The sequence below is a fragment of the Streptomyces sp. WP-1 genome, from assembly GCF_030450125.1.
Classification (GTDB): Bacteria; Actinomycetota; Actinomycetes; order Streptomycetales; family Streptomycetaceae; genus Streptomyces; species Streptomyces incarnatus.
This window is the reverse complement of sequence record NZ_CP123923.1, coordinates 124,828-139,161: the sequence shown is the minus strand read 5'-3', so window position 1 is coordinate 139,161 and position 14,334 is coordinate 124,828. Positions and strand designations below refer to the sequence as shown.

The following is a 14,334-nucleotide window of genomic DNA, read 5'->3' as shown; positions in this document are numbered from 1 at the left end:
GCCGACCATCGACATCGGTGGGCGAGGCCGCCAGGGAGCCGCAGACGGGGCGGAGATCACCCACCCGTTCCGGGGCCGCGCCAGGACCCGCAGGGCGCTCGCCGTCAAGGGGGTAGCCGGGGGAGCGGGCCATCTCGACCGGAATCGTTTCCCCTGAGGCCGGTATCGGCGCACCGAAGCCCGCAGACGGACCTCCCGCCGACCCGGCGGACCCGGATCGCGCGTTGCGGCTCCCACCAGTCAGGACGGCCGGCGCCACCGCCCACGGGCCCCGGTGGACGGATGATCGCCTCAAGTCAATTCATTCAGGGCAATGGGCGCGTTATTCGGTCAAAGCCCGTAGCGGTGTCTATGGCAACCGGGGTTGGGAACCCCGTAACGCGTACGGCACACACCACAAGGGGATACCGGGGCCCCACATTTTCCGCATCACTGATTCTCCGATTCACCCGCCCTTTCCGAGGGCGTCATCCGTGCTGTCGAAAACAAGGAGAACGCCATGTCGTTAGCGGGCGGCCGGCCCGAAGGAGCGCCGGCCATCGAGCTGCTCGACTGCACCCTGCGCGACGGCTCCTACGCCGTCGACTTCCAGCTCGACGAAGAGTTCGTGACGCACCTGCTCACCCGGCTCGACCGCATACCGGTCGCCAAGGTGGAGGTGGGCCACGGGATCGGTCTGGAAGCCGAACGCAGCGGCATCAAGCCGTGCAACATCGACCACTACCGCTGGGCCGAGATCGCCCGCTCCGCCCTGACCCGCAAGCCCTGGGGCATGTTCGCCCAGCCGGAGTTCACCCGCCTGGACACCATCGGGGAGATGAGCGCCCGGGGCATGTCCTTCGTCCGGGTCGGCATGGAGCCCGACCGGGTTCCGGAGCACCTCGACTACCTGCGGCGCGCCACCGAACTGTGCGGTCAGGTCTACCTGAACCTGATGAAGTCCAGCGCCACGCCCGTGCGGCAGCTCGTCCAGCTGCTCGACGGCGTGACCCCAGAGATCGCGGGCGTCTACGTGGTGGACTCCTACGGCGCGATGCTCCCCGCCGACGTGCAGACCTATGTGAGCGCGGTGGGTAAGTACTTCCCGGTCGTCGGCTTCCACGGACACGACAACCTCGGCATGGCCAACATCAACAGCATCACCGCCATGCAGGCGGGCGCCACCGTCGTCGACGCCACCCTCGACGGCATCGGCCGAGGATCCGGCAACGCCGCCATCGAAGCGCTGGCCGGTGTCATCAAAATGCTGGGCACCGACCTGTTCGACTACCAGGAACTCGCCAAACTCGCCGAGTACTGCCGGGAAAACATGGTCCCCATTCCCGAGGACCGTACGATGCAGGTACTCGGCGCGGTGATCGGAATCCACTCGGGCTATTTCCCGCTGGTGGAGGAATTGGCCGAGGAATACCACACCGAGCCGGCGCGGGTGATGGAGACGGCCGTAGAGATCGCCGACCACAGCCCGCGCAAGGCCGACTTCCGCACCGCCGCCAGGCGGATCAGCGCCTGACCGCCCCACGGGCCGCGCTCGCCGCGCCCACCACGCGTATCAGGCGTCGTCACCGGCCACAGCCCTGCGCGGGGATCCAGCACCTTGCCCGGCCACCGTAGTCCGGGGCGGCGCGGGCCGTACTCCATCCCCCCTCACCCGTCGGCCCGCCGCGCCCGCTCGGAGCGGCCGGAACCGGAAGCAGGGCCCAGCCGACCGGCGGCCCGGTACGCCCACCCACGGGAGACCACCATGAGAATCACCAGGACCGGCAGGACCGGCACGTCCACCGGTGGACACGGCATCGCCGTCCACCACCGCGACCAGTGGTTCGACCTGTCCGACATACCCGGCCACGCCGACAGGACCCGGATCGGCGACCTCCTCGGCGAGACCGAGTCCCAGGAGCTGACCCGCTCCCTCGAACGGAACGCGGACGCCCACCTCCCCGCACCACCCGACCTCGACCTCGCCCCCACCGTCGTCGACCCCGGAGCCGACATCTGGGGCGCCGGTCTCAACTACCGTCGTCACTCACAGGACCTGGCGTCCGAGCAGCCCCGCTCCGGGCCCGGTTCCTATCTGCGCCCCGCCAACTGCCTGATCGGCAACGGCGATCACATCGAACTGCCCCGGCAGTCCCGGCGGGTCACCGCCGAGGCCGAACTCGGCCTGGTCATCAAGACCACCTGCAAGAACGTCGACCGCGCCGACTGGCGCTCCGTCGTGGCGGGCGTCACCGCCGTCCTCGACATGACGGCCGAGGACGTCATCCGCGAGAACCCCCGGCACATCCCCTGGGCCAAGGGATTCGACACCTTCTGCAGTGTCGGCCCGGTCCTGGTCACACTCGACGAGTTCGGCGACGACGACCTCACCGCCCTGCGCATCGCCACCGTCCGCAACGGAGAGACGATCGCCGCCGCCACCCCCGCCGACATGAAGTTCGGCCTGGACCGCCTGGTGGAGTACTTCAGCGCGGGACGCACCCTCGAAGCCGGCACCGTCATCTGCACCGGCACCCCCGGAGCGGCGGTCATCGACGCCGGGGACACGGTGCAGGCGGTCGTACAGGACGTCGGCACGCTCACCCACCCCGTCCGGCAGCAAGGGGCGGGCCGCCACGAGGCACGGTTCCCGGCAGTCCACAGCGAAGGAGGGTGACATGACAGCCACAGCACAACCGGTGGTCGACGGATTCGACCGCGCCGTCCGGGAGTATCCGGACAACGAGGCACTGCGCACCACGAGTTCCGTCCTGACCTACCGTGAACTGGGCGGCCTGGCCGACGAGTTCGCGCAGCAGTTACGGCAGCGGACCCGCCCGGACGAATGCGTCGCCCTGCTCGGCACCCGAGGCACGGCGGCGATCGTCGCCCTCCTCGGCGCGCTGAAGGCGCGGCGGCCGTTCGTCTTCGTCGACGAACGGGACAGCGACACGTCCAACACCGCGAAGACCGGCCTGCTGGGCGTCCGGCTGCTGGCCCGCGGCTCGGGCGGCGACGGTGACGGCGACATCAACGGTGATGTCGACGGCGACGTGGAACTCACCGAACTGCCCGCCCGCTGGCGCACCACGGTCGGCACACCCGAGACGCGCCATCTGCCCTTCGCGGACGGCGAGATCGGCTACGCGATCCACACCTCGGGCTCCACCGGCACCCCCAAGTGCGTCCTCGTCCGGGCCGCCCCGCTCGCCCCGGTCGTCCGGGACCACATCACCCGGCTGTCCGTCGGACCGGGCAGCCGCACCCTCCAGTTCGCCCGGCTCACCTTCGACGGCTGCCTCACCGAGATCCTGTGGACGCTCACCGCCGGCGCCTGCCTCGTCGTCGTGGACGAGAAGCGCCTCGCGCCGGGCGCCGTGCTCGCCGACACCCTCGAACGGTTCGGCATCACCCACCTCAAGACGACACCGTTCGCCCTGACGGTCACCGAACCCACCGACGGGATGCGCCTGGAACACGTCGTCAACGGGGGCGGCCCGTGCCGCCCGGCCGTGGTGCGCACCTGGTCGAAGGCGGCGAGCTTCCACAACGCCTACGGCCTGACGGAGACCACCGTCTGCAACCTGCTCAGCGACGCCCTGGACCCGGACGAATGCCAGGACGCCGTACCGCTGGGCGAACGCGTCGGCGACTGCGCGTACGTCCTGCGCGACGCCCGCACGGGCGCCACCGGGCCCGGGGTCCGGCGGGGCGAACTCGTCGTCACCGGCGCCTCCGTGGCGGCCGGATACCTCACCGAGGAGGGGGTCACCCCGCTGCCCGGCCCCGCCGGGACGGGCGGCTACGCCACCGGTGACATCGTCGAACTCCGCGACGGGCGGCTGTACTTCGTGGAGCGGCTGGACCGCCAGGTGAAGGTGCGCGGCTACCGGCTCGACCCCGGCGAGATCGAGGCCGCGGTGTGCCGCCACCCGGATGTACGGGAGGCCGTGGTGGTGGCCGAGGCCCAGACCGACGCGGCCGAGACCCACACGGACATGGGCGAAGCCCGCACCGACGCGGCCGAACCCCACACCGACGCCGCCCCCGCCGCCGACACCCTGGTCTGCTACTACCAGGGCGGCGCCGACCCGCGCACCCTGCGGGCGCACCTCGACGGTCTCCTCGACCCCTACAAGATCCCCTCGGTGCTGGAACGCGTCGACGTCTTCCCCAGCACCCCCAACGGCAAGATCGACCGGGACGCCCTGCGCACACGGCGGCACGCCCCCACCCCCGCGGACGCCCCCGACGGCCCGGACGAGCAGCTGCTGCACCTCGTACGCACCCTCACCGGGGTGCGGGACGCCCGGCTGGACGACAACTTCTTCGAGCTGGGCGGCGACTCCGCCTCGGCCGTCGTACTGGTCACCGGTATGAAGAAGCTCGGCTGGACCGACGCCGGCGTCCGTGACGTGCTCCGGGCGGAGGACCTGCGGGTCCTCGCCGACCGGCTGCGGGAACGGAGCGTGTGACACGATGTGCGGCCTGTGCGGGACCTACGCCCCGGACAAGACCCTGGACCGGTCCGTCGCCGCCGCGATGCACACCCGGCTGGTGCACCGCGGTCCGGACGAGACCTACTCCCTCGACACACCCACCCTCTCCGCCAAGCTCGGCCGGCTCGGGATGACCGCGCTGAAGGACGGCTGGCAGCCGGCCGAGGACCCGAGCGGCCGGTACACGGCCCTGACGAACGGCGAGATCTACAACACCGCCGAACTGCGCGCCCTGCTCGGCGGCGCCCCGCCCGACAACCGGCTCGACGTCGCCGTACTGCCGGAGCTGTTCGCCCGCCACGGGCCCGCCGGGCTGGCCCGCGTCGACGGGCAGTTCGCCACCGTCATCCACGACCGGGCCGACGACACCCTCTACCTGGGCCGGGACCGCTTCGGCATCTGCCCCCTGTTCTACGCCGTGCTCGGCACCCAGGTGCACTTCTGCTCCGAACTGAAGCCGCTCGTGCGCAGCGTGCCGCGCACCTGGCGGCTCGACCTCGGCGCGGTCGACCAGTACCTGGCGCTCGGCAACATCGTCGCACCCCGGACCCTGGTCGAGGACGTGCGCGCCGTGCCTCCCGGCTGCGTGGTCCGCTTCGGCGACGGAGCGCCCGAGACCGTGCGCTACTGGCGGTACGGGGACTTCGAACCGGCCGGCCGACCCGTCACCGGGGAGGAGATCCGCGCGGCCGTGGAACGCTCGGTGGCGGACCGGCTGCACGCGGACGTCGAGATCGGCGCCTACCTCAGCGGCGGATTCGACTCCAGCACGCTCGTGCTGGAGGCGGCCCGCGCCCGGGGGAAACCCACCCGTACGTACTCCGTGCTCTTCGACGACGCCGCTCTCGACGAGGGGCGCTTCCAGCGCGAGGTCGCCGACGCCGTGGGCAGCGAGCACCACCAGATCCGCTGCACCCCGGCCCATGTCGCCGCCGAGTTCGAGGACATGGTGCGCCACTGCTGCTATCCGCAGCGGGAGACCTACAACGTCGCGGCCCTGATGCTCGCCCGGAAGGTCCGGCGCACCGGACTCAAGGGCGTGATCTCCGGCGAAGGCGCCGACGAACTGTTCTTCGGCTACGACTCCTACGCGTTCGACGGCGCCCGCAGAAAGCCGCCCGAGCCGCACGCCGAGAACGAACAGGCCTGGGGCCGGGCCGACTTCGCCTGGGAGACCGACCGCGCCCGCACCGCGCGCCGACGGGAGCTGTGCCTCGCACCGCAGGCGCTCCGGGCACTGCCCGGCAAGGAGTACTGGCAGGACCGGCTCATCCCGTTCGACGACCGGGAGACCGCCGCGCTGACCCCGATGCAACTGCGGTCGATCGCCGACGTGTACGTGCAGCTGAGCGGACATCTGCTCGGCGACCACGGCGACATGATGCTCATGGCGAACTCCGTCGAGGGCCGCTACCCCTTCCTCGGGGAACCCGTGGTCACGCTGGCGCTCGGCATCCCCGACGAGCGGAAGGTGGCCGACTTCGAGGGCAAGGCGTGCCTGAAGGAGGCCTACGAAGGCATCGTGCCCGAACGCGTCCTGCACCGCGCCAAGCAGGGCTTCACCGCCTACGGCCTCGCCGACACGGCCGACGAGCGGACCATGGCGCGCTGGCGGGACCTGGTCGCGGCCACCGGCGTCTTCAGCCCCGACGCGCTGACCGCCCTGGCCGCCGACCCCACCCCCGACAAGTGGGACGTCCGGCTGAGCCTGATCAGTATCAGCGCGATCATCGACGAGTTGGGACTGCGGTCATGACGGACACCTGGCACGACCTGCTGCACGGCCCGCAGTGGTCCGGCGCGGACACCGTGTGGGTCGAGGACGGCACCGAGTACAGCTGGGCGGACGTCGACCGGCTCGCGGCGGCGGTGGAGGCCGCCGTCCGCGCCGAGGGCCCGGCCCGGGTGGTCGTCGTCCGGTCGCGGGACCGGCTCGGCTGCTTCGCGGGACAGCTGGGCGCCTGGCGCGCCGGCTCCGTCGCCGTCGCCGACGACCACACCCTCACCGAACCGGACCTCGACCGCGTCCGGCCCGACCTCGTCCTCACCGTGTCGGCGGGCCCCCACCCGTCCGTCGAGCCCGCCGGGCGCGCGGACGACCGGCTGCCCCCGGAGCGGCTCCCCGAAGAGGTCGTCGCCGTCAACTACACCTCCGGGAGCACCGGCACCCGCAAGGCCGTCGCGGTCACCCGCGGCAACCTGCTGGCGCTGTTCGGCTGCCGGGACCTGGACGTACCCGAGCCCGGCCGGCTCACGGCGGGCGGCTTCGCCACCCCGACCTACGACGGCTGGTGGTTCGACACCTGGCGCACGGTCGCGGCGGGCGGACGCGTGGTCTGCCTGCCCCACGTCAACGACGACATCTTCGCCTGGCCCGGCCTCACGCGGACGTACGGCATCGGCCGACTGCTGCTGCCGGCCGCCGTCCTCGCGACGGTCGTCGAGGTGCTGCCCGAGGCCGTCGCCGACGTCCCCCGCCTGTTCAGCGGCGGCGAGCAGTTCCGGATGTCGACGTACCGGCAGGCGAGGGAGGCGGGCCTGCGGCGGCAGTTCGTCAACCTGTACGGGCCGACCGAGGCCACCTTCGCCACCCACCACTACCGGCTGCCGGAGGACCTCGACGCACCCGCCGTACCCATCGGCCGCCCGCTGGACGGGTGCCAGCAACTGCTGCGCCCACCGCGGGACGGCGCGCCCGACGTCCGCGAACTGGTCGTGAGCGGCCCGTTCGTCTGCCTGGGCTACATCGACCGGGGCGTCATGGCCCGCCGGTTCCGCGACGCGGACGGCGTGCCGTCGTACGACACCGGTGACCTGGTGCGCGTCGACGGCGACGGCGACCTCGTGTTCGCCGGAAGGCTGGACGGCGGGGTCAAGGTCAACGGGATGCGGGTCGACACGGCCGACCTGGAACAGCGGGTCACCGCCCTGCCCCGGGTGCGGGACTGCCGGGTCGTCCAGCACGAACGGCACACCGTGGCCTTCGTCCGGACCGACCGGCCCACGATCGAGGACCCGGCCGCCCGGACCCGCATCGAGACCGTCGTCCAGGGCTTCTCACCCGCGATCGGGGTCCGCCTCGTGGACCGCTACCCGGTCCGGGCCGGCGGCAAGGTCGACGTCCCCACCCTGATGGACCACTACCGAACGACAGACAAGGCCGAAACGACCGACAGGGCCGATACGACAGACAGGGCCGAGGAGACATGACAGACATCTCGCCAGCTGCCATCACCGACTGCGTACGCACCGTACTCGACCGCGAACTCGCCGACGACACCGACATATTCGCCGCCGGTGTCGACTCGCTGGCCGTGCTGCGCTGCCGCGCCCTGCTGAAGGAGCGGACCGGGGTCAAGGTCCCCGGACACGTCTTCTTCGAGGGCCGCACCCCGGCACGCATCGCCGGCCTGATCGGAGGCCCGCATGCTCGTCGTTGAGGACAGCCCGCTGTACTCGCCGGAGTTCTTCGCCGACGGCGACCCGTGGTCGTACCTGGCCGACCTGCGCGCACACCACCCGGTGTCCGTGCACCGCCGGGACGACGGCTACGAGTTCCACGCGCTGACCCGGTACGCCGACATCTACGCGGCCTACGTCGACCACCAGCGGCTCAGCTCGTCCTACGGGACCATGGTCGACGGCTCCTACCTGCCGCAGAAGGACTCGGCCTCGGGCCGCATGCTCATCGTCACCGACCACCCCGAGCACACCGGCATCCGCAAGCCGATCAAGACGAGCGGATTCAGCCGGGAGATGCTCGCCAGGGTCGGCCGCACGGTGCGCCGCAACATCCGCGACGCCCTCGGCGAGCTGTCGGTCGGCGACCGGCTCGACTTCGGCAGCGTCGTCGCACCCGAGCTGCCCAAGGGCGTCCTGGAGGTGCTGTTCGGCATCGGCCCCGGGGACGCGAACAAGCTCCTGGAGGACACCCGCACCATGATCGGCTACCGGGACGAGGTGTACGCCGGCACCTCCCCGCTCGACGCGCTCGTGGACGCCCAGCTGGACGTGCTGGAGTTCATCGACGAGCTGATCGGGCACCGGCTCGACTCCGGACAGGCCGACGACATGATCGGCTTCCTCGCCCGGTGCGTGGCCGACGGCACCATGCCCCGCGACGTCGCGGTGCTCAACGGCCTCAACGTCGCCGTCGGCGGCAACGAGACCACCCCGCACACCGCGAGCCTGACCGTCCACACCATCGACGGGCACCGGGACCAGTGGCGCACGGTGGCCGACGGCGACACCGGCTGCGACGTGGCCACCCAGGAGTTCCTGCGGTGGACCTCCACCAACAGCTACGTGCAGCGGCTGGCCGTGGAGGACTTCCACGTCGGCGGCCACGTCATCCCCGCCGGCAGCTTCGTCACCCTGTGGAACATGTCGGCCAACCGGGACGCCGACGTCTTCGACCGCCCCGACGACTTCCTGATCGACCGCGCGGACAACAGGCAGCTCGCCTTCGGAGCCGGGGTGCACCGCTGCGTCGGCGCCCCCGCGGCCACCCTGGAGATCCAGACGTTCGTCGAGGAACTGGCGGCCTGGGACAAGGCGTTCGCGGTGCTGGAGGAGCCGCGCAGGCTGCGCTCGAACTTCATGCTCGGACTGACCGAACTCCAGGTGGAAGTCGTCGACGCCAAGGAGTTCCACACGTGAGCCGGGCCGCCGCGGACCGGGACCTGTGCGTCTGCTTCCCGGCCGCCGGGGGCGGCGGCGCCCCGCTCGCCCTGATGAGGGACGCCGCCGCCCGGCTCGGACTGACCGCGCTGGCCCTGCCGAACGCCGAGTCCGTGACCGACCTCGACTCGGGGCAATGGGAGCGCCGGAGCGTCGAGGCGATCCGGCGCGCGGCGGACCACGGGGCCGCCCGCCGCCTCGTCCTCGCCGGGCACTCCATGGGCGGACTGTCCGCCATCCGTCTGCTCCCGGCCCTCGGTGTGCGAGAGACCCGCCCGATCGGGGCACTGGTGATCAATACGCCGTGCCCCGACTCCTCAGGACGCATACCGACGATGTCACGACTGCCCGACCCCGAGATCGCCCGGATCCTCGCCCACGACGGCTTTCCCCAGGAGGTGCTCGACGACGAGAACATGCTGGCGGAGATCGCCCACGGCCTGCGCGGCGACACCGTGGTGGCCGACCGCCTGGCCGAACGCCTGGACCCCGCCGACCACCTCACCGGCCTGCACGTGCTGTGCGGCCGGGACGACCGGTTCATCCCACCCGAACGCTGCGCCGCCTGGGCCCACCGGGTGTCGGGGGAGTTCCACCTGACGGTCGTCCCCGGCGGACACAGCCCGGACCCCACCTGGGCCGCCGCCCTCGACCGCGCCCTCACCGGCGTGCTCGCCACGACCCCGGCCGCGAAGGAGGCGGCGTGAGCGGACTCCAGAAGTCGCTGGGCGGCGCCGTCGGCACCTTCCTCGCGCTCTCCACCATCCTGGGCAGCGGGATGATGATCCTGCCCGGCACCAGCTACCAGGAACTGGGCCGCTCCGCGTGGCTGCCCTGGGCCGTCGCCGCCGTATCGGTCATCCCGCTGCTGTACTGCTACGCCTGGCTGGGCCGCCGCCACCCGTCGGCCTCCGGCGTCGCCCACTACTCGGAGGTGGCCTTCGGGCGGCCCGTCGGACGCTCCGCCGGACTGCTGGCCACTCTCGCGCTGGTCGCCGGCATCCCGGCGACGGCCATCACCGGCGGGCGTTACGTCGCCCAGTTCTCCGGCCTGCCGAGCCTCGCCTGGCTGTTCCCGGTCGCCGTCCTCGCCGCCGCCACCCTGATCGGCTGCCTGGGCACGAACGTCTCCGGGAAGGTGCAGGTCACCCTGGTGCTCGCCCTGTTCGCCCTGATCACCTGTACGGCCCTGGTCGCGCTCGGGGTGCACGGGGTGCGCGCGCCGAGCACCGCGGTACCGCCGCTGGGGAAACTGGGCGGCGTCCTCACCGCCGTCTACGTCGCCTTCACCGGCTGGGAGACCGTGGCCTTCACCTTCGAGGAGCACAAACGCCCGGATGCCATCCCGCGCATCTTCGCCGCCTCCTACGTCATCGTGGTCGCCCTGTACGGGCTGGTGCTGCTGGGCCTGTTCAGCGCGGTGGACCCCGGCGACAAGGCCCTCGACCAGGCCCCGCTGCTCCGACTGGCGGAGCGCTCGCTCGGGGAGCTGGGCCGCCCGGTGACGCTGGCGCTGGTCGTCGCCGCCATCGCCGCGAACGTGTGCGCCTCCGTGCTCGCCCTGTCCCGGCTGGTGTACGGCATGGCACGCAGCGGGTACCTGCCCGGCCCGCTGGCCCGGGTACGCACCCGGGACGGCAACCCGGTGACCTCCGTGCTGGCGGTCGGCGCCGTCCTGACCCTGATCGCGCTGCTCGGCTCCACGGGCGTGATGTCCTTCCAACTGCTCTTCGTGCTCTCCGGCGGGATCTACTTCGTGCTCTACGGGCTGGGCGCGGCCTCCTACTCGAAGCTGGCCGGGCCCGGCGCGCCCCGGGCGGTCGCCGTGCTCTGCGCGGTCACGGTGGTCGCCGTGACCGCGCTCGCCGGTCCGCCGATGTGGTTGTGCTGGGCGCTGTTCGCCGTCGTCTGGCTGGCCACCGCCGCGCTCACCCGGCGCCCGTCGAAGGTCGAACCCGAGTACGAGAGCGCGGACCGGTGAGCCCGACGGCGAACCCACGGCAACGGAGGCCGGAACCATGGACAGCGTCAATACTGTGTTCTTCCCCGGCGCCGGCTCCTTCGGCACGGAGTTCCGTCCGCTGACGAAGGAACTGGGCCGGACGTCCTGGGCGGTGCGCTATCCGGGACGGCCCGGCCGGGACTTCGGGATCCCCGCCGACTCCTTCGACGCGGTGGTGGGGTCCTGCGCCGACCAGATCCTCCGCCGGGCCGCCGCCCGGATACTGCTGTTCGGGCACAGCTACGGCGCGTACGTCGCCTACGCCACCGCGGCCCGTCTGCGCGCGGCCGGTACGGAGGTCACGGCGCTGGTGGCGGTGGGCGCCGCCGGACCCGCCCGGCTGCGGGTGCCGGAACAGGCCGCCGCCGGCCCGGCCGGGGCGGCGGCCTTCCTGGACCGGGCGGACCCCGGCGCCCTGGCCGGGGCACCGTCGGACGACTGGCGCGCCGTGGTCGCCGAGACGGCCGCCCAGGACCTGCGCCTGCTGAAGGGGTTCGACCCCGCGGCCGTTCCCGGTCTGCGCTGCCCGGTGCTGGCCGCACGGGGCAGCGAGGACCCGCTGACGACGGACGACACGATCGCCGCGTGGCAGCACACCACGACCGGCCCGTTCACCCGGCGCACCTTCCCGGGCGGCCACTCCGGCCTGCTGGGCACGCCCGCGTGCGCCGCGTGGCTCCTCGGCGTCCAGGAGATGACGGGCGTCGGGCCGTCCTGAACCGCCTGCGGTGACGCGGGGCCCACCCCGCACCCCCGGGGCGTTTCCTGGTTCACTGGTGCTTCCCGGCAGCGACACGGAAGGCCCAGCTCCCGCCATGGTGTATCGGCGTACGGAACGCACGGAGCGGCACGCTCGCACGAAGGAAGAGGCCTTCGTGCGAGCCGCGCACGAGTTGGTGGCCCGGGAGGGCTTCGCCGGGGCGAAGGTGGCCGCGGTGGCCGGCGCGTGCGGGGTGAGCGCGGGCTCGCTCTACTCGTACTTCGGCAGCAGGGACGAGCTGCTGGCCCGGGTCTTCCGGCGTGCCGCGGGACGTGAACTGGACGCGGTGCGCGCCGCGGTGGACACCGCGCCCGGGGACCCCGAGGCCCGGCTCAAGGCGTTCGCCGACACGTTCACGGGGCGTGCCCTGCGCGGCCGGCGGCTGGCGTGGTCCCTGCTCTTCGAACCGGTCTCGCCGGTGGTGGAACGCGAACGGCTGCTGTACCGGCGGGAGTACGCCCAGCTGTGCGAGGGCGTCATCCGGGACGGCGTCGCGGCCGGGCTGTTCGCCCCCCAGAACGCGGCGGTCTCGGCCGGCGCCGCCATCGGCGCCATCTCCGAGGCACTGGTCGGCAGACTCTCACCGGAGGTCGCGCAGAAGCCGGAGGTGCCGGACGGGCAACTGGTCGCCGAGATCCGCGACTTCTGCCTCCGCGCCCTCGGCCGCACATCTTCGTGACCGACGGCTTCGTACTACCGAAGTCCCATTGCCTCGCCCCCGTACCGTTCCGTAACATGAATTGAACGAGCATTCATAGCTTGAACTGCGACGGGGACCCCATGCGGCACAGTGAACAAGTGGCAATGATCGACCGCCTTCTCGCGCTGCGCGAGACGCGCCGTGACGAGAAGATGCTCGACGAGGTCGTCACGATTCCGGTCAGCAAGTACACCGACGAGACGCTCCTGGAGCGGGAGATCGCCTCGGCCTTCTCCCGCTACCCGCTGATCGCGGGGCACGCCTCCGCGCTCGGCGAACCGGGGGCCTATCTCACCAGCGACTGGGACCAGTTCCCCTATGTCGCCGTCAGGGGCGAGGACGGCCGGGTCCGCGCCTTCTACAACCAGTGCCGCCACCGCGGGGCCCGCCTCGCCGACCAGCCGACGGGCACGGTGCAGAACTTCATCTGCCCCTTCCACGGCTGGGTCTACGGGCTCGACGGCACCCTGAAGGGCATCACCCGGGCCCATGACTTCCCCGGCGTCAAGACCTGCGACTACGGCCTGGTGGAACTGCCCGCCGCCGAGTCGGGCGGCCTGATCTGGGTCGGCCGCACACCCGGGCAGACGCTCGACATCCCCGGATTCCTCGGGACGTTCCACGACGACCTGGTGAACTTCGACGTGGCCTCGCTCGTCCGGTACAAGAAGACCAAGGTGGTCAAGGAGGCCAACTGGAAGCTGCTGATCAAGACGTATCTGGAGGGCTACCACGTCCCGTATCTGCACCGGGACACCCTCGCCTTCGCCTTCAAGAAGGGGGTGATCGCGCACGACGAGGACGGACCGCACATCCGGCTGTCCGCGGCGCGCAGCAACATCGGCGAGACGGCCCTGAAGCCGCGGGAGGAGTGGCGCATCCTGGACTACGCCTCGGTGTACTACACGCTCTTCCCCAACACCTTCTTCATCCTCCATCCCGACTACGTCTCCATCAACACCTTCTGGCCCCTGGCGGCGAACCGCACGATCTGGACCCACGAAATGCTCTACCGCGACGGTGACTTCGCCGGATCCGCCGGACAGAGCGCGCTGGCCAAGCGCTTCCACTTCACCAACGACACGGTCTTCGACCAGGAGGACTTCGCCATCGCCGAGGACGTGCAGCGGCATCTGCCCCACGGGGGCAGCGACCACCACGTCCTGGGGCTGGCGGAGGGCCTGCTCGCGATGTTCCAGCAGAACATCGACGAGCGGCTCACCGACCCGGACGCGGACACCCCCACCACCCCTCAAGCATCAGGACGCCACTCATGACCATGGACCACGCCGGTTTCGCGCAGAGCATCTTCAAGGCCCAGCCGTTCAGCATGTTCCTGGGCGCCGAACTCACCTCCGCGGGGCCTGACTCGGCCGAGATCCGCGTGGCCAACCGGCCGGAGATCCAGCAGCAGCACGGCTTCGTGCACGGGGGAGTGCTCAGCTATCTGGCCGACAACGCGCTGACCTTCGCGGGCGGACTCGCCCTGGGCGGTGACGCGCTCACCGCCGAATACAAGATCAACTATGTGCGGCCGGCCGTGGGCGAGTCCGTCGTCGCCCGCGCCAAGGCGACCGTCACGACCCGGCGTCAGGCCGTGTGCCAGTGCTCGGTCTACGTCGTCTCGGAGCAGGGGGAGGAGCGCCTGGTCGCCGTGGCGCAGGGGACGATCGTACGGGCGGGCAAGCAGGAGGACTGAGACGCCGCGCGGGGC

General features: G+C 71.6%; 13 protein-coding genes. All 13 read left to right on the top strand.

Going from position 1 to position 14,334, the window contains the following annotated elements:
- The first annotated feature begins 499 nt into the window (after window positions 1–499).
- The 13 genes from QHG49_RS00605 to QHG49_RS00545 all read left to right on the top strand — a co-directional run bounded on the left by QHG49_RS00605 (window position 500) and on the right by QHG49_RS00545 (window position 14,319).
- Window positions 500–1,513, top strand: a complete 1,014-nt coding sequence (locus tag QHG49_RS00605) for a hypothetical protein (RefSeq protein ID WP_301486740.1) — start codon at window positions 500–502, stop codon at window positions 1,511–1,513.
- A 231-nt stretch (window positions 1,514–1,744) separates the two neighbouring features.
- Window positions 1,745–2,656 carry a fumarylacetoacetate hydrolase family protein gene (locus QHG49_RS00600; RefSeq protein WP_301486738.1) on the top strand — a complete coding sequence of 304 codons (912 nt, stop codon included), beginning with the start codon at window positions 1,745–1,747 and terminating at the stop codon, window positions 2,654–2,656.
- A 1-nt stretch (window position 2,657) separates the two neighbouring features.
- Entirely contained in the window at window positions 2,658–4,454 is a 1,797-nt protein-coding gene (locus QHG49_RS00595; protein WP_301486736.1) for a non-ribosomal peptide synthetase, read from the top strand.
- Window positions 4,455–4,458: 4 nt separating this feature from the next.
- Window positions 4,459–6,234, top strand: a complete 1,776-nt coding sequence (gene asnB, locus QHG49_RS00590) for an asparagine synthase (glutamine-hydrolyzing) (RefSeq protein WP_301486733.1) — start codon at window positions 4,459–4,461, stop codon at window positions 6,232–6,234.
- On the top strand, window positions 6,231–7,688 hold the full coding sequence (locus QHG49_RS00585; RefSeq protein ID WP_301486731.1) for an AMP-binding protein: 1,458 nt from the start codon (window positions 6,231–6,233) through the stop codon (window positions 7,686–7,688). Before asnB ends, QHG49_RS00585 begins: the two co-directional genes overlap by 4 nt.
- Complete coding sequence (locus QHG49_RS00580) at window positions 7,685–7,918, top strand: acyl carrier protein (RefSeq protein WP_111587165.1); 234 nt, start codon at window positions 7,685–7,687, stop codon at window positions 7,916–7,918. Before QHG49_RS00585 ends, QHG49_RS00580 begins: the two co-directional genes overlap by 4 nt.
- Complete coding sequence (locus tag QHG49_RS00575) at window positions 7,905–9,137, top strand: cytochrome P450 (protein ID WP_159697606.1); 1,233 nt, start codon at window positions 7,905–7,907, stop codon at window positions 9,135–9,137. The genes QHG49_RS00580 and QHG49_RS00575 overlap by 14 nt, the downstream gene beginning before the upstream one ends.
- A complete protein-coding gene (locus QHG49_RS00570; protein ID WP_301486727.1) occupies window positions 9,134–9,865 on the top strand; it encodes a thioesterase II family protein in 732 nt (243 codons plus the stop codon). Before QHG49_RS00575 ends, QHG49_RS00570 begins: the two co-directional genes overlap by 4 nt.
- Window positions 9,862–11,139: an APC family permease gene (locus QHG49_RS00565; RefSeq protein ID WP_301486725.1), complete on the top strand. Its 1,278-nt coding sequence runs from the start codon at window positions 9,862–9,864 to the stop codon at window positions 11,137–11,139. Before QHG49_RS00570 ends, QHG49_RS00565 begins: the two co-directional genes overlap by 4 nt.
- A gap of 37 nt (window positions 11,140–11,176) precedes the next feature.
- The gene (locus QHG49_RS00560; protein ID WP_301486723.1) at window positions 11,177–11,878 is read left to right on the top strand and encodes a thioesterase II family protein; all 702 of its coding nucleotides are present in this window, start codon (window positions 11,177–11,179) and stop codon (window positions 11,876–11,878) included.
- 157 nt (window positions 11,879–12,035) lie between these two features.
- The gene (locus QHG49_RS00555) at window positions 12,036–12,599 is read left to right on the top strand and encodes a TetR/AcrR family transcriptional regulator (protein WP_208764911.1); all 564 of its coding nucleotides are present in this window, start codon (window positions 12,036–12,038) and stop codon (window positions 12,597–12,599) included.
- Window positions 12,600–12,724: 125 nt separating this feature from the next.
- Window positions 12,725–13,897, top strand: a complete 1,173-nt coding sequence (locus QHG49_RS00550; protein WP_236576631.1) for an aromatic ring-hydroxylating dioxygenase subunit alpha — start codon at window positions 12,725–12,727, stop codon at window positions 13,895–13,897.
- Window positions 13,894–14,319: a PaaI family thioesterase gene (locus tag QHG49_RS00545; protein ID WP_159697594.1), complete on the top strand. Its 426-nt coding sequence runs from the start codon at window positions 13,894–13,896 to the stop codon at window positions 14,317–14,319. The genes QHG49_RS00550 and QHG49_RS00545 overlap by 4 nt, the downstream gene beginning before the upstream one ends.
- Window positions 14,320–14,334 lie beyond the last annotated feature (15 nt).